Annotated in this window: 20 protein-coding genes; 11 read left to right on the forward strand and 9 right to left on the reverse strand. The window is 66.6% G+C overall.

The window, feature by feature from the left end:
• Window positions 1-100: 100 nt before the first annotated feature.
• The 5 genes from ACO6VM_RS02390 to ACO6VM_RS02410 all read left to right on the forward strand — a co-directional run bounded on the left by ACO6VM_RS02390 (window position 101) and on the right by ACO6VM_RS02410 (window position 3380).
• A complete protein-coding gene (locus ACO6VM_RS02390) occupies window positions 101-1117 on the forward strand; it encodes an XdhC family protein (RefSeq protein WP_401057045.1) in 1017 nt (338 codons plus the stop codon).
• A 100-nt stretch (window positions 1118-1217) separates the two neighbouring features.
• Window positions 1218-1796, forward strand: a complete 579-nt coding sequence (locus ACO6VM_RS02395; RefSeq protein ID WP_323831305.1) for a hypothetical protein — start codon at window positions 1218-1220, stop codon at window positions 1794-1796.
• Between the two features lie 70 nt (window positions 1797-1866).
• A complete protein-coding gene (locus ACO6VM_RS02400) occupies window positions 1867-2421 on the forward strand; it encodes a lipocalin family protein (RefSeq protein WP_401057044.1) in 555 nt (184 codons plus the stop codon).
• 69 nt (window positions 2422-2490) lie between these two features.
• Window positions 2491-2796: an NIPSNAP family protein gene (locus ACO6VM_RS02405; RefSeq protein WP_401057043.1), complete on the forward strand. Its 306-nt coding sequence runs from the start codon at window positions 2491-2493 to the stop codon at window positions 2794-2796.
• A 38-nt stretch (window positions 2797-2834) separates the two neighbouring features.
• A complete protein-coding gene (locus tag ACO6VM_RS02410; protein ID WP_401057042.1) occupies window positions 2835-3380 on the forward strand; it encodes a hypothetical protein in 546 nt (181 codons plus the stop codon).
• 15 nt (window positions 3381-3395) lie between these two features.
• On the opposite strand, the gene ACO6VM_RS02415 is transcribed toward ACO6VM_RS02410, so the two are convergent.
• The 4 genes from ACO6VM_RS02415 to ACO6VM_RS02430 all read right to left on the reverse strand — a co-directional run bounded on the left by ACO6VM_RS02415 (window position 3396) and on the right by ACO6VM_RS02430 (window position 4984).
• Window positions 3396-3677 (reverse strand): hypothetical protein, encoded by a 282-nt coding sequence (locus ACO6VM_RS02415; RefSeq protein ID WP_401057041.1) that lies wholly within the window; start codon window positions 3675-3677, stop codon window positions 3396-3398.
• Window positions 3678-3809: 132 nt separating this feature from the next.
• Complete coding sequence (locus ACO6VM_RS02420; RefSeq protein WP_125463548.1) at window positions 3810-4097, reverse strand: HigA family addiction module antitoxin; 288 nt, start codon at window positions 4095-4097, stop codon at window positions 3810-3812.
• 14 nt (window positions 4098-4111) lie between these two features.
• Window positions 4112-4390 (reverse strand): type II toxin-antitoxin system RelE/ParE family toxin, encoded by a 279-nt coding sequence (locus tag ACO6VM_RS02425; protein ID WP_125463547.1) that lies wholly within the window; start codon window positions 4388-4390, stop codon window positions 4112-4114.
• A gap of 102 nt (window positions 4391-4492) precedes the next feature.
• Window positions 4493-4984: an Lrp/AsnC family transcriptional regulator gene (locus ACO6VM_RS02430; RefSeq protein ID WP_401057040.1), complete on the reverse strand. Its 492-nt coding sequence runs from the start codon at window positions 4982-4984 to the stop codon at window positions 4493-4495.
• Between the two features lie 107 nt (window positions 4985-5091).
• Here ACO6VM_RS02430 and ACO6VM_RS02435 point away from each other — a divergent pair, with 107 nt between their 5' ends.
• On the forward strand, window positions 5092-5937 hold the full coding sequence (locus tag ACO6VM_RS02435) for an EamA family transporter (RefSeq protein WP_401057039.1): 846 nt from the start codon (window positions 5092-5094) through the stop codon (window positions 5935-5937).
• An 80-nt stretch (window positions 5938-6017) separates the two neighbouring features.
• Here the strand turns inward: ACO6VM_RS02435 and ACO6VM_RS02440 are convergent, their stop codons facing one another.
• The 5 genes from ACO6VM_RS02440 to gnd all read right to left on the reverse strand — a co-directional run bounded on the left by ACO6VM_RS02440 (window position 6018) and on the right by gnd (window position 11613).
• Complete coding sequence (locus ACO6VM_RS02440) at window positions 6018-6473, reverse strand: GNAT family N-acetyltransferase (protein ID WP_401057038.1); 456 nt, start codon at window positions 6471-6473, stop codon at window positions 6018-6020.
• Window positions 6470-6667 (reverse strand): DUF1737 domain-containing protein, encoded by a 198-nt coding sequence (locus tag ACO6VM_RS02445; RefSeq protein ID WP_401057037.1) that lies wholly within the window; start codon window positions 6665-6667, stop codon window positions 6470-6472. Before ACO6VM_RS02445 ends, ACO6VM_RS02440 begins: the two co-directional genes overlap by 4 nt.
• A 444-nt stretch (window positions 6668-7111) precedes the next feature.
• Window positions 7112-8923 carry a glycoside hydrolase family 15 protein gene (locus ACO6VM_RS02450; RefSeq protein ID WP_422402708.1) on the reverse strand — a complete coding sequence of 604 codons (1812 nt, stop codon included), beginning with the start codon at window positions 8921-8923 and terminating at the stop codon, window positions 7112-7114.
• Between the two features lie 201 nt (window positions 8924-9124).
• Window positions 9125-10633: a glucose-6-phosphate dehydrogenase gene (zwf, locus tag ACO6VM_RS02455; RefSeq protein ID WP_422402709.1), complete on the reverse strand. Its 1509-nt coding sequence runs from the start codon at window positions 10631-10633 to the stop codon at window positions 9125-9127.
• Window positions 10630-11613 carry a phosphogluconate dehydrogenase (NAD(+)-dependent, decarboxylating) gene (gene gnd, locus ACO6VM_RS02460; RefSeq protein WP_110993610.1) on the reverse strand — a complete coding sequence of 328 codons (984 nt, stop codon included), beginning with the start codon at window positions 11611-11613 and terminating at the stop codon, window positions 10630-10632. Before gnd ends, zwf begins: the two co-directional genes overlap by 4 nt.
• Before the next feature lie 201 nt (window positions 11614-11814).
• Here gnd and ACO6VM_RS02465 point away from each other — a divergent pair, with 201 nt between their 5' ends.
• From ACO6VM_RS02465 to ACO6VM_RS02485, 5 genes are all read left to right on the forward strand, one after another.
• On the forward strand, window positions 11815-11982 hold the full coding sequence (locus ACO6VM_RS02465; RefSeq protein ID WP_167409825.1) for a DUF6026 family protein: 168 nt from the start codon (window positions 11815-11817) through the stop codon (window positions 11980-11982).
• Between the two features lie 479 nt (window positions 11983-12461).
• Window positions 12462-14021 (forward strand): glycogen synthase GlgA, encoded by a 1560-nt coding sequence (glgA, locus tag ACO6VM_RS02470; protein WP_422402710.1) that lies wholly within the window; start codon window positions 12462-12464, stop codon window positions 14019-14021.
• A gap of 14 nt (window positions 14022-14035) precedes the next feature.
• The gene (treZ, locus tag ACO6VM_RS02475) at window positions 14036-15778 is read left to right on the forward strand and encodes a malto-oligosyltrehalose trehalohydrolase (RefSeq protein WP_422402711.1); all 1743 of its coding nucleotides are present in this window, start codon (window positions 14036-14038) and stop codon (window positions 15776-15778) included.
• Window positions 15775-17844 carry a 4-alpha-glucanotransferase gene (malQ, locus tag ACO6VM_RS02480; protein ID WP_422402712.1) on the forward strand — a complete coding sequence of 690 codons (2070 nt, stop codon included), beginning with the start codon at window positions 15775-15777 and terminating at the stop codon, window positions 17842-17844. Before treZ ends, malQ begins: the two co-directional genes overlap by 4 nt.
• The coding region (locus ACO6VM_RS02485; RefSeq protein WP_422402713.1) for a malto-oligosyltrehalose synthase at window positions 17841-20372 on the forward strand (2532 nt) is incomplete at its 3' end. The genes malQ and ACO6VM_RS02485, both read left to right, overlap by 4 nt.

The raw sequence follows: 20372 nt of genomic DNA on the forward strand, positions 1-20372 counted from the left end.
CCTTGTGGGGCGAGTTCGCTCTCTTCTCTCTCCCGCCCCCCTTTCCCCCGCGAGGGACAGAAGGCAAAACCTGTCATGAGTTACCGAGGCCACGTACACCATGGAAAGCATCGATCTGCTGGTCCTGCGCACCGCCCACGACTGGCTCAAGGCCAGTCACCGCGTGCTGCTCGCCACTGTGGCCCGTACCTGGGGCTCGTCGCCGCGCCCGGTGGGCTCGATGATGGCCTTGCGCGATGATGGCCGGGTGGTTGGCAGCGTCTCCGGCGGCTGCATCGAAGACGACCTGATCCAGCGCTACACCAGCGCCCATGGCGGCCCCGGGCTGCCTGCCGGCGCCCCCGAGGTGGTCCGCTATGGCATCAGCGCCGACGAGGCGCACCGCTTCGGCCTGCCGTGCGGCGGCACGCTGGAGCTGATCCTCGAATTCAACCCCGAGCCCCAGCTGTTGCAGCGCTTGCTCGATCAGCTCGACAGCGGCCAGCTGGTACGCCGCGACCTTGCCCTGCAAGACGGCAGCGTTACCCTCCAGGCCAGCGCCACCCCGGCACAGTTCAGCTTCGACGGCCAGCACATGCGCAACACCCTCGGCCCCGGCTACCGCATGCTGCTGATCGGTGCCGGCGCGCTGGCCGAATACCTGGCGACCATGGCCCTGTTCAACGGCTTTCGCGTGGCGGTGTGCGACCCGCGCCCGGAGTACCTGGCCAGCTGGGCGTTGGCCGGCGTCGAGCACCTCGCGGGCATGCCGGACGACGTGGTGCGGGCCTTCCGGGCCGACCTGCGCAGCTGCGTCATCGCCGTCAGCCACGACCCCAGGCTCGACGACCTGGCCCTGCTCGAAGCCCTGCACAGCCCGGCGTTCTACGTCGGCGCCATCGGTTCGCGGCGCAACAGCCAGCTACGTCGCGAACGCCTGATCGAGCATTTTGGCGAGACCGAGCAATCGCTTGAGCGCCTGCACGGGCCGATCGGCGTCCATATCGGCAGCAAGACCCCGGCGGAGATCGCGGTCAGCGTGATGGCCGAGGTGCTGGCGGCGAAGAATGCGGTGCCGGTCCCGACAGTATCGCAGGGCAAGTCGCAGCGGCTGACCGCCACTCACACGCTGGCCTGAGGCCACAGCGACACCAGGTCGCTCACACACTGGCCAACCTGTGACTATGCTTGAACCTCGCATGCCACTCACCGGTATCGATCACAAGGAAGACAGGCCAATGAATCCAACCCGCTCCCTCGCCCGCGCCATTGCGCTCGCCTCGTTAGTGTCCGCCGCCAGCTTCACCGCCCATGCCGCCCAACTGCCCATCGCCAGCGAAGCGCTGGAAAGCCATGTCAGCACGCAGGTTACCGCCATCGACCAGGCCAACCGCCAGGTCACCGTCAAGGGCCCCCATGACAAGGACGTGACCTTCCAGCTCACGGAACAAGCCAAGGCCCTGCCCAACCTCAAGGTCGGCGACAAGGTCGACATCTATGTGACCCGCGCGGTGGCCTACGTGCTGAACACCAACGTCGGCGGCGCACCGAAAGCCTCGGAAGAGGCTGGCACCATCCGCGCCACCAAGGACAACCCCAACCCCGGTGGCGAAGCTTTCCGTCAGGTGAAGGTCACCTCGCAGATCAAGAAGATCGACCTCAACACCCACGAAGTCAGCCTGCTGCCGCCGGAAGGCAAGCTGCAGGTAGTCAAGGTCGAAGACCCCGAGCTGCAAAAACGCATGAAGAACCTCAAGGTCGACCAGACGGTGGACGCCATCTACACCGAAGTGCTGCGCATAGAAACTTCGCGTTGATCCGGTAAAACCTTTTGCCCGGCCTGCGCATCGAACATCAGGTGACCCTTCAGTTTGCCAGGAGGTACCCATGACGATGCGCACGGCTTTGCTGCTGTCCTGCCTGACCCTCGCAGTGGCCGGTTGCTCCAGCTCAGCGCAGCAGCTGCCGCCCCCCACCACCCAGCAAGTCGACCTGCAACGCTACCAGGGCACCTGGTACGAGCTGGCGCGGCTGCCGATGTTCTTCCAGCGCAATTGCGTGCAGTCCGAAGCGCGCTATGGGCTGCGCGCGGATGGCCGGATCGACGTCGACAACCGCTGCAAGGAACAGGACGGCCAGTGGAACAGCGCCCACGGTATCGCCCAGGCACAGGTGCCCGGGCGCACCGACAAGTTGTGGGTGCGCTTCGACAACTGGTTCAGCCGCCTGGCGCCCGACCTGACCAAGGGCGAGTACTGGGTGCTGTACCACGACCCGGACTACCGCGTGGCGTTGGTCGGCCACCCCAACCGCGAATACCTGTGGCTGTTGTCGCGCAGCCCGACGGTCAGCAGCCAGACCCGCGAGCAGTTGCTGCAACGGGCGCGCGAGCAGGGCTACCCCACCGAGAAGCTGATCTGGCGCCAGGCGGACACGCCGTAACACCCATCGACGCCTGCCGCCGCCCCCTGTAAGGTGAGCCTCCCCGGCTCACCCAAAGGATTGCGTGCAATGATCACCTGCCACCTCAAGTACATCATCGACCCGTATCAGATCCCTGCTTTCGAGGCTTACGGCAAGCTGTGGATTGGCCTGGTCAATCGCATGGGCGGCACTCACCACGGCTACTTCCTGCCCAGCGAAGGCGCCAACAACGTCGCCTACGCCCTGTTCAGCTTCCCCAGCCTGGCCGCCTACGAGCAGTACCGCACGGCGTCGGAAACCGACCCCGAGTGCAGCGCCGCCTTCGCCCTGGCCACCGAGCAGCGTTTCATCCAGAGCTACGAACGCAGCTTCCTGCGGCCCGTGCACGGCTGAGCCTTGGCAAATACCCCTCGCAAAGCAAGGAACGCAACGTGAAGCATCTCGCAAAAACAGTGGGTATGGCTGGCCTGGGGCTGTTGCTTGGCTGCACGCCGGGCCAACGCTTGCCGTTCGATGTGCCATACGGTCACTACGAGAACTTCCTGCGTGAATACGTGGGCGACCGCGGTCAACTGACCTGCCAGGTGAGCATCGAGGAAAACCACACCGGCGACAAATGGGTGCCCTCGGTGATCCTCGCCGCCGCCCAGGACGAGCGCGAGGACTACACCCTGTTCCTGTCCAGCTCACCACAGAGCAACGGCAGCGATCAGCGCACGTTCCACCTGCGCACCTTCGTCAACGACACTGCCGTCATCAGCGATCACTTCCTCAACGCGCCCAATCGCAACGACCAGTACGGCCTGCGCCTGGCCTGGCATGCCGATGGTTCGATCAGCTACCAGGTCGACAACGGCGATGGCTGGACGCCCAAGGCCACGGTGCAGAGCCCTGGGTTCAAGGTGCGCCATGTGAGCGCCCACGCCAGTGGTGTCAAAGGGGTCGCGCACTGCGTGGTCAGTGACAGCGATGTGTGAAAGGGGGAAGCCCGGTCAGGCGCCGGGCTGCTGCCCTGCCTGCAGTGCCGCGATGAATGCGTCCAGCGGTACACGCACAGCAGGCCGGTCCTTTTCGTCATGGCGCTCGATCAGCACCTGCTCGTCATCGAACGTCACCCGGTAATCATCGCTGCTGTAGGGATCCACCAGCCTGTTGTTACGGGTAGCCAGGGCCTCTACCAGGATGTGTTGGCGCTCGGTGGCAGTGAATGCTTCGCCGAGCCAGCGCAGCAGACCGGCGTCATGGGATTGGGGATTGGCGGCGTGGCGGGGCATGGCAGGCTCCTTCTGTCATCAAAAAGGCAAAAGGGCCTGCACGGCCCTTTTCCCTGGCCTCGGGATCAGTAGGCAGGATAGGCCGTTTTGATCACCTTGCCACCCGTTCGGATATCTTCTGATCGCGGCGCTTCAGGCCGCCTGGTGCAGCCGCGTGATTACTGGTTGCTGGCGCTGTCGCGCCTGCCAGATGTCGTAGTCGACCTGAATGGTCAGCCACAGCCGCGCGGTGCTGATGCCGGCCATCTCCAGGCGCACGGCAAGGTCGGGAGAGACGGCCGCCCGGCCATGCAGTACGCGGGACAGCGCTTCGCGGGAAAAGCCCAGGTGCGCAGCGAAGGCCTTTACCGTCAGGCCCAGTGCGGGTAACACGTCCTCGCGCAGGGTTTCACCGGGGTGAGGCGGGTTGAACATAGCCATGGAAAGCCTCCTGATCAGTGATAGTCGAGGTAATCGACCAATTCGACATCGAAACCCGCAAAACGAAACACCACCCGCCAGTTGCCTGACACGCTGACTGACCAGAAGCCGGCCAGCTCGCCCTTGAGTGGGTGCAACTGCCAGCCCGGCACACTCATGTCGTCGGCGACGAGAGCGCTATCGAGAAACTGCAGTTGGCGCTTCAAGCGCTGGGCGTGGGCAGCCTGGATGCCGCGGGTGTTGCCCGTTTCGTGGAAAAGCCGCAATCCTTTGTGGCGAAAGCTGATGATCATGGGGCGCGCCGTATCCATTCAGTGCGAGAGGCGCGAGTGTGACCCCATGAGTCACAGACAGCAAAGTATCATGTGTGACCCGATGCGTCACATATGTTCCTGCTACCCAGCATCAGCCTGGAACGCCACCCCCAACCCCACCTTGACCTTGTCCAGCACGATCAGCGTGCGGTAGGTCTGGATATCGTCGTTGCCGGCAAAGTGTTGCCTGACCAGCTTTTCGAAATGCGCGACGTTGCGCGCCAGCATGACGATGATGAACGACACCCCGCCACTGACGAAGTAGCACTGCTGTACCTCCGGTACTCCAGCGAAGTAGCGCTTGGCGCGGTCCATCACCAGCGAGCGGTCGTCGCACAGGCGCGACTCGACGATGGCGGTGAGCTCCTGGCCCAGCGCTTCCGGGGCGATGACGGCGGTATTGGCAAGAATCACCCCACTGGCTTCGAGCTGGGTGATGCGGCGCTGCACGGCGGGGGTCGACAGGCCGATGGCCTCGGCGATCACCCGCTGCGAGGTCTTGTTGTCCTGTTGCAGCATGCGCAGGATCGCCTGGTCGAAGCTGTCGAGCGGGCGCTTGGGCAAATCATTCATGTTCAGGGTCCGAAAAAAGCAATTCACTCATCCTGCGGCGCGTTATACAGCCAATGCTTCGGGGCCGGCGCAGTAGAATCCTGCCACGAATCTGCGTGGAGGTCGTTGTGCGCCAAGCCAACCCGAGGGCATTCACCCCCATTCTTGCCGCCCTGCTGGGGCTGGTGTCAGTGCAATCGGGCGCCGCCGTCGGCAAGGCCATCTTCCCGCTGGTGGGGCCGGAAGGCGTGGCTGCGCTGCGCCTGGGCATCTCGGCGCTGATTCTACTGGTAGTGCTGCGCCCGTGGCGCATCTGGCGCCAGGCCAACCTGCGCGACCTGGTCGGCTACGGCCTGATGATGGGTTTGATGAACCTGCTGATCTACCGGGCGTTCCTGTACATCCCGGTGGGCATCGCGGTGTCGATCGAAGTGATCGGCCCACTGGGCGTTGCATTGTTGAGCTCGCGGCGGCGAATCGACCTGTTGTGGATCGCCTTGTCGGCGTTCGGCCTGGTGCTGCTGCCCTGGGGTGCCGGTGCAGACGGGCTGGACCTGCGCGGCGTGGCCTATGCCCTGGCCGCCGCGCTGGCCTGGGGACTGTACGTGACCTTGGGCACGCGAGTGGCGGTGCATGGCCGCCAGGCGGTGGCCAGCGGCATGCTGGTGGCGGCGATGCTCGGGGTGCCGCTGGGCACGTTGCAGGCTGGTAGCCAGCTACTGCAACCCACGGTGCTGGCCGTGGGGCTGGCGGTGGCATTGCTGTCCAGCACCCTGCCCTTCCTGCTGGACATGTTCGCCATGCGCCACCTGCCGCCGAGCGTGTTCGGCGTGCTGCTCAGCGCCTCGCCGGCTGCCGGGGCGATTGCCGGCTGGCTGGTGCTGGGAGAGACGTTGAGCCTGCTGCAATGTGTGGGGATCGCAGCGATTGCGGCGGCCTGTGCGGGGGCGGCGTTGGTGGGAAGGCCAAGGTAGCGGGGGACGCTTTGCAGTGACCTTCTTGTGCTGGCCTGTTCGCCGGTAAGCCGGCCCCACAAGTAATGCGCAGGCCGTGGTTATAGCAATGACTTACGCATGAACACCCGCTCAAACCCGTCCTGCGCCGCCCGATGCGTCTCGTGATAGCCCAGTCGGGCATAGATAGCGATGTTTTCGGTCATCCGCTCATGGGTATAGAGCCGGATGGCTTCACACCCGGCGGCGCGGGCATGTGCCTCGCAGAAGTCCATCAGCATCCGCCCGATGCCCTGCCCTTTGCATGCGGGCAACACAGCGACGTTCACCAACAGCAGCTCGCGCTCTTCCCGACGCATGACCAGTAGCCCGACGATGCGCGAGGCCAGCGTGGCAACGAACACATCATCCTCGCGCACGACCTGCTGGTAATCGTCGAGCATCGGTGCCGGTTTGCGACCCATTCTGGCGATGTAAGGGCTGTAGGCTTCGTTGACCAGCGCCGCGATGGCGTCGGCATCCTCGACGACGGCCTGTCGCAGGGTGATTGCGCTCATTCCTTCACCGGCGGCCACAGCACCGCCTGGGCGGCAATCACGTGGCCCAGGTTGGCATCGAAGGTGACGCTGGGCGAACCATGCAGCTTGTAGCCCAAGGCGAGCAGTTGCGAAATGCGCTGGCAGAAGCTGGCGTCGTCCTTGCCGGTGATCAGGCGGTAGACCGGCAGGCCGTCGGGGGGCGATGAAGTCATTGGGCAGTCCTTTTCGATGCGGGAGTAGATGTGCGCGGGGCCGGTCATCATGTCATAGCGATCTGGTGCTCGTCTTCGGATTGAGTCTGGGCTACCAGGTGCAGGGCGGGAGACAGGGTGAAGGCCACCAGGTGCCTGGCGATAGAGCTGCAGCGCCTATGAGATCGAGCGGCGCTTCGCGGGTAAACCCGCTCCCACAGTTTGTTTCGGGCCAGTCTCTCCTGTGCCATCACCTGGTCAGCCTTGTTGATACGACTCGGTTTCAGTGTGGGCGTTGCCGCCGCCCCGCATGACTCAAGGCATGCACCAAGGCAGGCGCCGGTACTTTCACAGGACTCATTGGCCCGAAACAAACTGTGGGAGCGGGTTTACCCGCGAAGCGCCGCGCGGGCGGCGCTCGATCTGATAGGCGCTGCAAATCCTCCGGCGAGCACCTGGTAGCCCTCACCCACTATCCCGATCAGCCCTATGCGCCCTATCCCGCACCGGACACCGCGCCCGGTGCAGATTCAACGCCGTATTGATAATCCCGATATGGCTGAACGCCTGCGGAAAATTCCCCAGCATCCGCTTACCCACCGGGTCGTACTGCTCGGCCAGCAGCCCGACGTCATTGCACAACCCAGTCAACCGCTCATACAGCATTTGCGCATCCTGCTGACGCCCGAGCAGCACATACACATCCGCCAGCCAGAACGAACACACCAGGAACGTACCCTCCCCCGGCGTCAGACCATCGCTGCAACTGTCGCTGTCGTAGCGCAGCAGCAGGCCGTTGCGCAACAGGCGCTGTTCGACCTGCTCAAGGGTACGCAGAAAGCGCGGATCATCCGCCGGCAAAAAACCGGTCAGGGCAATCTGCAGCAGGCTGGCGTCCAGCTCGGTCGAGCCATAGGCCTGCACGAAGTGCTGCCCGGACGGGTCCAGGCCACGCGCGCAGACTTCAGCGCGGATCTGCTCGGCAACGCGCCGGTAGTGCCTGCCTCGCTCGCGGTCTTCCTCGGTGGTCTCGGCCAGGCTGGCGGCGCGGTCGAAGGCAACCCAGGCCATGACCTTGGAATGCACGAAATGCTGACGGCCGCCGCGCACCTCCCACAGCCCTTCGTCAGGCTCGTGCCAGATGCTTTCCACATAGGGCAGGATCAGCCGGGCGATGGCAGAGCTGCGCGGATGACGCGGCAGGCCGCCCTTGATGGCCTGGGTCATGGCGTCGGCGAGTTCGCCATAGATATCGAGCTGCAACTGCTCGGAGGCGGCATTGCCGACGCGCACCGGCCGGGAGTGCTCGTAGCCCGCCAGCCAGGGCAGGCTGAACTCGGGCAGGTCACGCTCGCCCGCCAGGCCGTACATGATCTGCATCTGCTCGGGGTTGCCGGCCACCGAGCGCAGCAACCATTCGCGCCAGGCCTGGGCTTCGTCGAAGTAGCCGAGGTTCATCAGGGCCAGCAGGGTCATGGTGGCGTCACGCAGCCAGCAGTAGCGGTAGTCCCAATTGCGTTCGTCACCCACGCGCTCGGGCAGCGAGGTGGTGACGGCGGCGACCATGCCGCCGGTGGGCGCATAGGTCATGGCCTTGAGCGTCAGCAGCGAGCGGCGCACCAGATGGGTGTAGGGGCCGACGTCCGGGCAGCGGGCGGCGAAGGCCTGCCATTGGGCGATGGTCTGTTGCAGGTCATGATCGACATCGCACCCGGGCTGAACGGGCAGGTGCGAGGGCTGGTGGCAAAGGCTGAACACCTGGCGCTCGCCAGCGCGCACGCGAAAACGCGCAACGCTGTGATGGTCCTGGCCATGGGCTTCGACACTGCTGCGCAGTATCAGCCGGTCGGGGCCGGCCACCGCGCTGAGGGTCAGCGGGTCGATCTTCTCCACCCAGGGCACGCTGCGGCCGTAGTCGAAGCGCAGCACCAGGTCCATCTCGAACGCGGTTGCGCCCGCCAGGCCTTCGACGATGCGCACGATGGCGTTGCTGTCACCCAGGGGCATGCAGTCGAGCACCCGGGCCCGGCCGCTGGCGGTGGTCCAGTGGGTTTCCAGCACCAGGGTGTCGTCTAGGTAGCGGCGTGTGCAGTGCTCCACCGGGTCACTGGGGGCGATGCGCCAACGGCCGTTTTCTTCGTTGCCCAGCAATGCCGCGAACACGGCCGGGGCGTCGAAGCGTGGCAGGCACAGCCAGTCGATGGCGCCGTCGCGGCTGACCAGCGCGGCGCTGCGGCAGTTGCCGATGAGGGCGTAGTCTTCGATGGGGGCAGGCATCCGGGCTCCTTTGGCGTGTGGGCCTGAGGTTGGATGCCTGGGGGGCGCTAGTCGTTCCGCCCAAGTCGGCCTCATCGCGGGGCAAGCCCGCTCCCACGGAAGTGGGCTGCCCCCAAGAAGTTGGACACCAACTTAAGCCTTGGGGGTGGTCCAAAGCGTGGGAGCGGGCTTGCCCCGCGATAGGGCCGGTGCAGGCAACCATCAACCCAAGTTGTGCCACTCGCGCTTGTCGCGGGTCAGCAGCTCGTTGCCAGCCTCCGGGCCATCCTCCCCGGCCGCATACCCATGCACCTCCCCCGCCTCGCTGGCCCAGGCATCAAGAAACGGCTGCACCGCGCGCCAGCCGTTCTCGATGTTGTCGGCACGCTGGAACAGGGTCTGGTCGCCCGTCAGGCAGTCGTAGATCAAGGTCTCGTAACCGGTCGCCGGGGTCATCTGGAAGAAGTCCTTGTAGGCAAACCCCAGCTCGACGTTTTCCATGACCAGCTCCGGCCCGGGCCGCTTGGCCTGCAGGTCGAACCACATGCCCTCGTTGGGCTGGATCTGGATCTTCAGGTAGTTGGGCTTGGGCCGCTCCAGCTCGCTTTCGCGGAACTGCGCATAAGGCGCGGGCTTGAAGCAGATGGCGATCTCGGTGTCGCGCACACTCATGCGCTTGCCGGTGCGCAGGTAGAACGGCACGCCGGCCCAGCGCCAGTTGTCGATCATCACTTTAAGGGCGACGTAGGTCTCGGTCTGGCTGTCTTTGCCAACATTGGGCTCGTCGCGGTAACCGGCCAGCGGCTTGCGCCCCTGTTTGCCGCTGGTGTACTGGCCACGCACCGAATTTTTCAGTGCCATCTTCGTCGTCCACGGGCGGATGGCGCCGATCACCTTGGCCTTCTCGCCACGCACCGCATCGGCGCCAAAGGCGGCCGGCGGCTCCATGGCGACCATCGCCAGCAGCTGGAACAGGTGGTTGGGCACCATGTCGCGCAGGGCGCCGGTGCTGTCATAGAAGGCGCCGCGGGTCTCGACGCCGACCGTCTCGGCCGCAGTGATCTGCACGTGGTCGATGTAATGGTTGTTCCAGAACGACTCGAACAGGCCGTTGGAAAAACGGCTGACCAGGATGTTCTGCACCGTCTCCTTGCCCAGGTAATGGTCGATGCGGTAGATCTGCCGCTCGTTCATCACCTTCAGTAGGCGGGCGTTCAGCGCTTCGGCGCTGGCCAGGTCGGTGCCGAAGGGTTTCTCCACCACCACCCGCCGGAAGCCCCCGGCGGACTCGTCGAGCAGGCCGGCATCGCCCAGGCGCTGGGCCACTTCCGGGAAGAAGCGTGGCGAGGTGGCCAGGTAGAAGATGGCATTGCCGTGGCTGGTCTTGTCGATGCGTTTGGCCAGGGCCTGGTAAGTCGCCGGGTCGAGGAAGTCGCCGGTCTGGTAGTCCAGGCGCTTGGCCAGGCGCGCCCAGAGCTTGTCGTCCAGGCAGCGCTCGCTGCCTTCGCGGCCCTGGTCACGCTCCAGCATGAAGGCATGCAGGCGCTCGGCGAACGCTTCGGCGCTGGCCGCATTGTGATCGACCCCGACGATGCGCAGGTTGCGGTCCAGCAGGCCATCACGGCTCAGGTTGTACAGCGCCGGCATCAGCAGGCGCTTGACCAGGTCGCCGTTGGCGCCGAACAGGAACAGGGTGCAGGGTGGAGCGGCAGGGATGTTTGGTTTGGTCATTCGCCTTTCTTCTCGACGTGGCCACCGAAGCCCAGGCGCATGGCCGAGAGGATCTTGTCACCGTAAGTACCCTGCTGCTGGCGCGAGCGGAAGCGGGCGAACAGCGCGCTGGACAGCACCGGCACCGGCACTGCCTGCTCCACGGCGGCATCGATGGTCCAGCGCCCTTCGCCACTGTCAGACACCGAACCGCTGAACGCGGACAACTGTGGGTCGGCAACCAGGGCGTCGGCGGTCAGGTCCAGCAGCCAGGAGGTGACCACGCTGCCACGGCGCCACACTTCGGCGATCTCGGTCAGGTTGAGGTCGAAGCGCTGGTCTTCGGGCAGTTCGTCGCCGCCCTTGCTGCGCAGCAGGTCGAAGCCTTCGGCGTAGGCCTGCATCAGGCCGTACTCGATGCCGTTGTGCACCATCTTCACGTAGTGGCCGGCGCCCGGCGGGCCGGCGTGGATGTAGCCGTGCTCGGCGCGCTCGTGCTCACCGCTGCGCCCGTGGGTGCGGGGGATGTCGCCGACGCCGGGGGCCAGGGCCTTGAACAGCGGTTCCAGGCGCTCGAACACCTCCTTCTCGCCACCGATCATCATGCAGTAGCCGCGGTCCAGGCCCCACACGCCACCGGAGGTGCCCACGTCCAGGTAATGCAGGCCACGCTTGGCCAGCTCGGCCGCGCGGCGCATGTCGTCTTTATAGAAGGTGTTGCCGCCGTCGATGATCGCATCGCCCGGCTCCAGCAGTTCGGCCAGCTGGGCGATGGTCTGCTCGGTGGGCTCGCCCGCCGGCAGCATGACCCACACCGCGCGCGGCGCCTTGAGCTTCTGCACCAGCGCGCCAAGGTCGTGGGCCCCTTGCGCGCCCTCGCCCTCAAGCCCGGTGATCGCTTCACGGTTGCGGTCATGCACCACGGTGCGGTGGCCGGCGCGCATCAGCCGCCTTGCGATATTGCCGCCCATGCGGCCCAGCCCGACGATTCCCAGTTGCATGTGGTGACGCTCCCGTTAGAAATGGATTACAGCCGTTAAGGATTTCAGATTAGTCCAGCGTACCCGCAGAGGGTTCACCGACGAACGGCGAGACCACGATAAACAAAAAAGTTCCCATGGCCAGGGAAAGAATTCAGAATGCGCGCCGCGTGAAGCGACTACGCTTTGATTTGTCACCAGCCAGCCCTGCGAGGTGTGCTCATGGGTACCCTGATGCCTGCCACTCCCACCCAGACCCTCTACGTGTCCGTACGCCGTGATGAACTGCGTCAGCTGAAGGACGAACGTGACCAGCTGCGCCAGCAAGTGGCGCACTTGAACCAACTGCTGGAACAGGCCCGCCTGCAAGGCAAGCCCGCCAGCCTCTGAGTCACCGCCCCTGCGCAGGGAGCCGAGCGGCTCCCCGCCCTGCCCGTTTTCACCCCCCGCCCTACCCGCCGACCAGGCACTTCCCTACCTGTACAAATTTTGTAACACCCGCCAACGTTTGCGGGGACGAACGGTCATCAGAAAAATGACCAGCAAGTCACAAGAATGTCGTTTCGTCCCCTACACTCCAGATTCGGCCCGCGTTTTGCTCGGAAAAAGTGACGTAAAAAAGTCGAACTTTCCGAAATGCGGGCAGGTCAGGAGCTAAGTAGGCCAACGCAAAGGGACTTCCTCACGCCAGGCCCACCCACCCCCACCCGTCTACACGCTTTTCGGCCGGATTGCCGAGCGTGCCGTGCCTGCGCGCACCGATATCGGGCAAGGACCGCACTACGAAGATGCACCACCGATCAGAGAGAACCAGCACGAAATAACGCAACGGGTGCCCGCACCCGCAAAAACAAGGGACGGAGAGAAGTATGATCAGTGCCGCTGTCGAACCTCACGTAGATGCATTCAAATCGGATAGCCGCGAGCCGCTGCCACCCAGCCTCGCCCCGACAGTCAAGGCACCCGGCGCCCAGCGCCAGCACAACCCCAACAAGCGCAAGGTCCTGTTCGTCACTTCGGAAATCGCCGACCTGGTCAAGACCGGCGGCCTGGGCGACGTGTCCGCCGCCCTGCCGCGGGCTTTGGCCCACCTGCACGATGTGCGGGTGCTGATCCCTGGCTACCCCCAGGTGATGGAGAGCGACAACCCCATCCATATCGTCGGTGAACTGGGCGGCCACGCGGCACTGCCACCGTGCAAGATCGGCCGCATGGACCTGGCCGATGGCCTGGTGATCTATGTGCTGATCTGCCCCGAACTGTACCAGCGCGAAGGCACCCCCTACGGCGCCAACAACGGCCGCGACTGGCCAGACAACCATATCCGCTTCGCCCGCCTGGGCCTGGCCGCCGCAGAAATTGCCGCCGGTGAAGGCATGGCCCACTGGCGCCCCGACCTGGTGCACGCCCACGACTGGCCGGCCGGCCTGGCCCCGGCCTACATGCACTGGCGCGGGCTGAGCACCCCGACCCTGTTCACCATCCACAACCTGGCTTACCAGGGTGTGTACAGCCGCGCCTGCAGCCCGGAGCTGGCGATCCCCGACCACGCCATGCAACAGGAAGGCATGGAGTTCTACGGCAAGCTGTCGTTCCTCAAGGCGGGCCTGGCCTACTCCAGCCACATCACCACGGTGAGCGCCACCTACGCCCGGGAAATCACCACCCCCGAGTTCGGCTGCGGCCTGGACGGTTTCCTCGCCAGCAAGGCCCAGCAAGGCTTGCTCGGCGGTATCCCCAACGGCATCGACGAGAGCTGGGATTCGGCCACCGACGGGCACCTGGTGCACAACTTCAGCCTCAACGACTGGGACGGCAAGGCGCGCAACACCCAGCAGGTACGCGAGTTGTTCGGCCTGGACGCGTCCAAGGGGCCGCTGTTCGCCGTGGTCTCGCGGCTGGTCTACCAGAAAGGCCTGGACCTGACCCTGGGCGTGGCCGACTACATCGTCGAGCAAGGCGGCCAGATCGCCATCATCGGCCGTGGCGAGCCCGAAGAAGAACAGGCCATGCGCGAGCTGGCATTGCGTCATCCGGGCCGTATCGGCGTGCGCATCGGCTTCAACGAAACCGATGCCCGGCGGATGTTCGCCGGCAGCGATTTTCTGCTGATGCCATCGCGCTATGAGCCGTGCGGGCTGAGCCAGATGTACGCGCAACGCTTCGGCTCGCTGCCGGTGGCGCGCAATACCGGCGGGCTGGCCGACACCATCGAGAACGGCGTCACCGGGTTCCTGTTCAACGACTCGACCCTGGACAGCTACCGCGAAGCGCTGAGCCGCGCCTTCTATGTGTACGGCAAGAAGCACCTGCTCAACGCCATGCGCTGCCTGTCGATGACCCAGCCCTTCAACTGGTGCCAGGCGGTGGAACCCTACGCGCGGCTGTACGAGGACCTGGTCAGGCAGACCCAGATCGCCCACTACTGAGCGGAGAGCGGACGATGCACAGGCATGGCGCGCAGGTAGTGGACGCCACGTCGGCGCGCTTTGCCCTCTGGGCGCCGGATGCGCGCAGCGTGAGCGTGGAAGTCGAGCGGCAGCCCGCCGTTGAGCTGTCGCCCGTTGATGACGGTTGGTACGTCGGCGTTGCCCCCTGCCAGGCCGGTGAGCGGTATCAGCTGCGGATCGACCGGCAGCTCAAGGTGGCCGACCCGGCTTCGCGCTATCAGCCCGAGGGCGTGCAGGGGCCGAGTGAGCTGGTGGACCTTGCCGGCTACCCATGGCAACACCCCTGGCAGGGCCGCCCGTGGCACGAGGCGGTGATCCAGGAGTTGCACGTGGGCCTGCTCGGCGGTTACAGCGGCGTGGCCGAGACGCTGCCACGCCTGGCCGCGCTGGGCATCAGCGCCATCGAGCTGATGCCGCTGGGCCAGTTCCCCGGTGAGCGTAACTGGGGCTATGACGGCGTGCTGCCGTTCGCCCCACAGCACAGCTACGGCACGCCGCAGGAGCTGTGCGCACTGATCGACCAAGCCCACGGCCACCGCCTGATGGTGCTGGTGGACGTGGTTTACAACCACTTCGGCCCGGACGGCAACTACCTGCACCAGTACGCCAGCCCGTTCTTTCGCCAGGACCGGCAGACGCCCTGGGGCGCGGCCATCGATTTTCGCAGGCCAGCGGTGCGCGAGTACTTCATCCAGAACGCGCTGATGTGGCTGTGCGACTACCGCTGCGACGGCCTGCGCCTGGATGCGGTGCACGCCATCGACCAGCCGGATTTCCTCGTCGAACTGGCGCAGCGGGTGCGCGCGGCGGTAGCGCCGGGCCGGCAGATCTGGCTGGTGCTGGAAAACGAACACAACCAGGCCGCGCTATTGGAACAGGGCTTCGATGCTCAGTGGAACGACGACGGCCACAACGCCTTGCACGTGCTGCTGACGGGCGAAACCGAAGGCTACTACGCCGACTACCAGCAGCGGCCGATCGACCAGCTGGCACGCTGCCTGGCCGAAGGCTTCGTGTTCCAGGGCCAGGCCAACCGCCATGGCACGCCACGGGGCGAACCCAGCGGCCACCTTGCACCCAGCGCGTTCGTGCTGTTTTTGCAAAACCACGACCAGGTCGGCAACCGCGCCCTGGGCGAGCGCCTTACCCGCCTTTGCCCGCCCCAGGCCTTGCGCGCGGCCACCGGGCTGTTGCTGCTGGCGCCGATGATCCCGCTGCTGTTCATGGGCGACGACGACGGCAGCTGCAAGCCGTTCCTGTTTTTCACCGACTTCCACGACGCGCTGGCCGATGCCGTGCGCGAGGGCCGGCGTGGCGAGTTCGCCCACTTCGACGCCTTCGCCGACCCCGCCAGACGCGAACAGATCCCCGACCCCAACGCCGAAACCACCTTCGAACGTTCCCGGCCGCAGCACAAGGACGTGCTGGCCGGCTGGCACGGCCTCTATCAGCAACTGCTCGACCTGCGTAAACGCCACCTCATCCCGCACCTGCCCGGCACCCGCGCACTCGGCACCGAGGTGCTGGGCGACAAGGCACTCACCGCACGCTGGCGCCTGGGCAACGGCCAGCAGCTGCGTATCGACCTCAACCTCGGCGCCCAGCCCCAGGCCGTGCAACTGCCGGCCCAGGCGCTGCACCTGTACGACAGCAGCGACAACGCCCACCCCGACTCGACACTCGCCGCGCACAGCTGCGTGGTCAGCCTGCTGCCCCCCGAACCGGAGACGCCATGAGCGAACAGCCCCTGCACCGCCTGGCCGCCCGCGTCGGCCTGGCCCGCGACTGGATCGACGCCAACAACCGCCCGCAGCAGGTCAGCGACGAGGTGCTGCGCCATGTGCTGCAAGCCCTTGGCCACCCCGCTGACGACGACCAGGCCATCGCCAGCAGCCTGCGCCTGGTCGAGCAGGCCGAAGACAGCGAACACCTGCCCCCGCTGCTGACCGTCGATGTCGACCAGCCCCTCGGCCTGCAACGCTGGTTCAGCGCCGGCAGCCAGGTGCACTGCACCCTGGAGGACGCCAGCCAGCGCACGCTGGTGCTGGACGCCCAAGCACGCCTGCCGGGTGGGCTGCCGACCGGCTATCACCAGTTGGCCATCGACGGCCGCACCTTCACCCTCGCCGTGGCGCCGCAGCGCTGCCACGCGCTCGAAGATGCCATTAGCGAACCGCCACCGCGCTGCTGGGGCCTGGCGGTGCAGTTGTACAGCCTGCGCCGCCCCGACGATGGCGGCTATGGCGACTGCCTGGCGCTGGAGCAGTTGGCGCGCAGTGCCGCCGAGCGCGGCGCCGATGCCCTGGCGATCAGCCCGATGCACGCGCTGTCGGCCTTCGACCAACAGCACTTCAGCCCCTATTCACCGTCCAGCCGGCTGTTGCTCAACGCGCTGTACGCCAGCCCCGCAGCCCTGCTGGGCGAACGCGCCGTGCGCATGGCCATCGAGGCCTGCGGGCTTGCGCAGACACTGGAAGACCTGCAGCAACAGCCACTGGTGGACTGGCCACGCGCCGCCAAGGCCCACCAGCGTTTGCTGGAAGCGCTGTACCAGGACTTCAGCCAGGGCGACCACCCGCTGCGCGCAGACTTCGCCAGTTTCCGCGAGGCCGGCGGCGAACGGCTCGAACACCATTGCCGCTTCGAAGTGCTGCAAAGCGAGGCGGTGGACCAGGGCCTGGGCGCCGATTGGCGCAACTGGCCAAAGGCCTGGCACGACCCCTATCACCCGGAAGTCGAAGCCTTCGCCGCCGCCTACCCGGCCCGTGTCGAATTCCACGCGTTCTGCCAGTGGCTCAGCGAACGCAGCCTGCAACGCGCCCAGGACGCGGCGCGCAGCAACGGCATGGCGATCGGCCTGATCGCCGACCTGGCGGTGGGCGCCGACGGCGCCGGCAGCCAGGCCTGGAGCCGCCAGGACGAACTGCTGGCCGACCTCAAGGTCGGCGCACCGCCCGACATCCTCAACCGCGCGGGGCAGGACTGGGGCATCTGCGCCTTCTCCCCCGAAGGCCTCAAACGCAACGGCTACCGCGCCTTCATCGAGATGCTGCGGGCCAACCTGGCCCATGCCGGCGGCCTGCGCATCGACCATGTGATGGGCCTGCGCCGGCTGTGGCTGATCCCCCGTGGCGCCACTGCCCGCGAGGGCGCCTACCTCAACTACCCGCTCGACGACCTGCTGCGCCTGCTGGCCCTGGAATCGGTACGGCACCAGGCGATCATCCTCGGCGAGGACCTGGGCACCGTGCCCGAAGGCCTGCGCGAGCGCCTGGCGGCCAAGGCCGTGCTGGGCATGCGCGTGCTGCCCTTCGAGCAGGATGCGCCCGGGCGCTTCAAGCCGATCCTCGACTGGCCGGACAACGCCCTGGCCACCACCGGCACCCATGACCTGGCGCCGCTGGCCGGCTGGCTGCAAGCCCGTGACATCGACTGGCACAACCGCCTGCAACTGATCGACGCCACCAGCGAAGGGCACTGGCGCGATAGCCGGGCGCTGGAGCGCGACGGCCTGCGTCGCACCCTCGAGCACAACTACGGCCCATTGCCGGACGACCGGGCGTTGATCGACGCGGCGATCCGTTACCTCGGCCACACCCGCGCCCCCTTGGTGCTGGTACCGCTGGAGGACCTGCTGGGCTGCGACGAGCAACCCAACCTGCCCGGCACCACCGCTGGCCACCCCAACTGGCGGCGCCGCTTCAAGGCCACGGCCCTCGAGCTGCTCGACGACGAGGACGCAGCGCGGCGCCTGGAGCTGCTGGCCCAGGCCCGCGAACAAGCCTGGGAGCGTGATCGATGAAGCCGCTAACCGCCACCCTGCGCCTGCAGCTGCACAGCGACTTCACCCTGGATGACGCGACGCCGTTGGTGCCCTACTTCGCCCAGCTCGGCATCAGCCATGTATATGCCTCGCCGATCCTGACCGCCCGTGCAGGCTCGCGCCACGGCTACGACGTGGTCGACCCGACCCGGGTCAACCCCGAGCTGGGCGGCGAGGCCGCGCTGGAGCGCCTGGTGGCCGCCTTGCGCCAGCATGGCATGGGCCTGATCCTCGACACGGTGTCCAACCACATGGCCGTGGGCGGCGCCGACAACCCCTGGTGGCAGAGTCTGCTGGCCTGGGGCCGACGCAGCCCCTATGCCGAGTTCTTCGATATCCAGTGGCACTCCAGCGACCCGCTGCTGGCCGGGCAACTGCTGTTGCCGTTCCTCGGCAGCGACTATGGCGTGGCGCTGCTCAACGGTGACATGCCCCTGACCTTCGACGCCGAGCATGGCCGGTTCGAGGTCGCCCATCACGCGCATCGTTTCCCGATCTGCCCACTGGACTACGGGCGCATTCTCGGCCGTGCCGAAGACCCACGGCTGCAGGCCCTGGCCCAACACTTCAGCGCCCTGCACGAGGCCGCCGAACCGCTGGCCGACGCCGTGGCGCTGCACCGCGACCTGGCCCTGGTGGTCGAGGCCGGGGCCAGCCTCGAAGGCGCCCTGGCCGCCTTCGACAGCCGCACCGAAGCCGGCTTCAAGCGCCTGCACCAGTTGCTGGAGCGCCAGACCTACCGCCTGGCCAGCTGGCGCACCGCCGCCGACGACATCAACTGGCGGCGCTTTTTCGACATCAATGAACTGGGCGGCCTGCGGGTGGAGCGTGCGGTGGTGTTCGAGGCCACCCACGCCAAGCTGTTCGAGCTGATCGAGCGCGGGCTGGTGGATGGCTTGCGCATCGACCATATCGACGGCCTGGCCGACCCGCGCCGCTACTGCCGCAACTTGCGCCGGCGGGTCGACGGGCTGCTGGCGCGCCGACCGTTGCAGGCGGGTGTGGAGCACTTCCCGATCTACGTCGAGAAAATCCTCGGCGCCGATGAACACCTGCACCGCGACTGGCTCACCGACGGCACCACCGGCTACGAGTTCATGAACCAGATCTCGCTGCTGCAACACGACCCGGCGGGCGAGGCACCGCTGACCGAGCTGTGGAGCGCCGTCAGCGAACGGCCGGCATTTGCCGAGGAAGTGCGCGAGGCTCGCCACCTGGTGCTCAACGCCGGCCTGGCCGGCGACTGCGAGTCGGTGGCCCTGGCCTTGCTGCAGGTGGCCCGCGACGACCTGATGACCCGTGACCTCACCCTCGGTGCCATCCGCCGCGCGCTACAGGCGCTGGCCGAGCACTACCCGGTGTACCGCACCTACATCAACGCCTGTGGACGCCCGGCCGAGGACGAGGGGTTCTTCCAGCAAGCGCTCGCGGATGCCCGCCAGTCACTGAGCGAGGCCGACTGGCCGCTGCTCGAGCACCTGGCGCAGTGGCTCGGCGGCCAGCCCTGGCGACGCCTGCCCCCGGGCCGACCACGCAAGCACCTGCGTCACGCCTGCGTGCGCTTCCAGCAACTGACCGCGCCAACCGCCGCCAAGGCCGTGGAAGACACCGCGTTCTACCGCAGCGCCCGGCTGTTGTCGCGCAACGATGTGGGCTTCGAGGCCGAGCGTTTCAGTGCCGACCCAGGGTGGTTTCACACACAAGCCCAGCGCCGCCTGCGCGACTTCCCCGACAACCTGCTGACCACCGCCACCCACGATCACAAGCGTGGCGAAGACTGCCGGGCGCGCCTGGCGGTGCTCAGCGAGCGCGGGGCCTGGCTGGCCAGCCGGGTGGAGCACTGGCGCGAACTGGCGGCGCCGCTGCGCGAGGCATTGGAGGATGGCGCCGCGCCCGGCCCGGGCGATGAGCTGCTGCTGTGGCAGACCCTGCTCGGCAGCTGGCCGCTGGCGCTCGACCTGCATGACGCCAACGCACTGCGCCACTACGCCGAGCGCATCGGCGGTTGGCAACAAAAGGCCCTGCGCGAGGCCAAGCTGCGCAGCAGCTGGGCGGCGCCGAACGAGGCTTATGAACAGGCCTGCGCCGCCTATGTGAACGGCCTGCTGCTGGACGCGCAGAACCAGCAGCTGCGCCAGTCACTGCACGAGGCGGCGCGGCAGATCGCCTGCCCCGGCGCGCTGAACAGCCTGGCGCAATGCCTGCTGCGCATGACCACGCCGGGCGTGCCCGACCTGTACCAGGGCAACGAGTACTGGGACTTCAGCCTGGTCGACCCGGACAATCGTCGCCCGGTGGACTACGCTGCAAGGCGTGCCAGCCTGGACGCCAGCACGCCCCTGGCCGCACTGCTTGGCCACTGGCAGGACGGGCGCATCAAGCAGGCACTGATCGCCCGGCTGCTGGACTGTCGCATGAGCCATCCCGAACTGTTCCGGGGGGGGGGGGGGGGGGGGGGGGGGTGGGGGGGGGGGGGGGAGGGAAGAGGAGGGGGGGGTTGGCGGCGG

Source organism: Pseudomonas sp. GZD-209, assembly GCF_049310485.1.
Taxonomy (GTDB): domain Bacteria; phylum Pseudomonadota; class Gammaproteobacteria; order Pseudomonadales; family Pseudomonadaceae; genus Aquipseudomonas; species Aquipseudomonas sichuanensis.

What these genes read in the sequence shown, in the direction of transcription:
- ACO6VM_RS02390 (WP_401057045.1), top strand. Translation starts at nt 101, where the DNA reads ATGGAAAGCATCGATCTGCTGGTCCTGCGCACCGCCCACGACTGGCTC.
- ACO6VM_RS02395 (WP_323831305.1), top strand. Translation starts at nt 1,218, where the DNA reads ATGAATCCAACCCGCTCCCTCGCCCGCGCCATTGCGCTCGCCTCGTTA.
- ACO6VM_RS02400 (WP_401057044.1), top strand. Translation starts at nt 1,867, where the DNA reads ATGACGATGCGCACGGCTTTGCTGCTGTCCTGCCTGACCCTCGCAGTG.
- ACO6VM_RS02405 (WP_401057043.1), top strand. Translation starts at nt 2,491, where the DNA reads ATGATCACCTGCCACCTCAAGTACATCATCGACCCGTATCAGATCCCT.
- ACO6VM_RS02415 (WP_401057041.1), bottom strand. Translation starts at nt 3,677, where the DNA reads ATGCCCCGCCACGCCGCCAATCCCCAATCCCATGACGCCGGTCTGCTG.
- ACO6VM_RS02420 (WP_125463548.1), bottom strand. Translation starts at nt 4,097, where the DNA reads ATGGCTATGTTCAACCCGCCTCACCCCGGTGAAACCCTGCGCGAGGAC.
- ACO6VM_RS02425 (WP_125463547.1), bottom strand. Translation starts at nt 4,390, where the DNA reads ATGATCATCAGCTTTCGCCACAAAGGATTGCGGCTTTTCCACGAAACG.
- ACO6VM_RS02430 (WP_401057040.1), bottom strand. Translation starts at nt 4,984, where the DNA reads ATGAATGATTTGCCCAAGCGCCCGCTCGACAGCTTCGACCAGGCGATC.
- ACO6VM_RS02440 (WP_401057038.1), bottom strand. Translation starts at nt 6,473, where the DNA reads ATGAGCGCAATCACCCTGCGACAGGCCGTCGTCGAGGATGCCGACGCC.
- ACO6VM_RS02445 (WP_401057037.1), bottom strand. Translation starts at nt 6,667, where the DNA reads ATGACTTCATCGCCCCCCGACGGCCTGCCGGTCTACCGCCTGATCACC.
- ACO6VM_RS02450 (WP_422402708.1), bottom strand. Translation starts at nt 8,923, where the DNA reads ATGCCTGCCCCCATCGAAGACTACGCCCTCATCGGCAACTGCCGCAGC.
- zwf (WP_422402709.1), bottom strand. Translation starts at nt 10,633, where the DNA reads ATGACCAAACCAAACATCCCTGCCGCTCCACCCTGCACCCTGTTCCTG.
- gnd (WP_110993610.1), bottom strand. Translation starts at nt 11,613, where the DNA reads ATGCAACTGGGAATCGTCGGGCTGGGCCGCATGGGCGGCAATATCGCA.
- ACO6VM_RS02465 (WP_167409825.1), top strand. Translation starts at nt 11,815, where the DNA reads ATGGGTACCCTGATGCCTGCCACTCCCACCCAGACCCTCTACGTGTCC.
- glgA (WP_422402710.1), top strand. Translation starts at nt 12,462, where the DNA reads ATGATCAGTGCCGCTGTCGAACCTCACGTAGATGCATTCAAATCGGAT.
- treZ (WP_422402711.1), top strand. Translation starts at nt 14,036, where the DNA reads ATGCACAGGCATGGCGCGCAGGTAGTGGACGCCACGTCGGCGCGCTTT.
- malQ (WP_422402712.1), top strand. Translation starts at nt 15,775, where the DNA reads ATGAGCGAACAGCCCCTGCACCGCCTGGCCGCCCGCGTCGGCCTGGCC.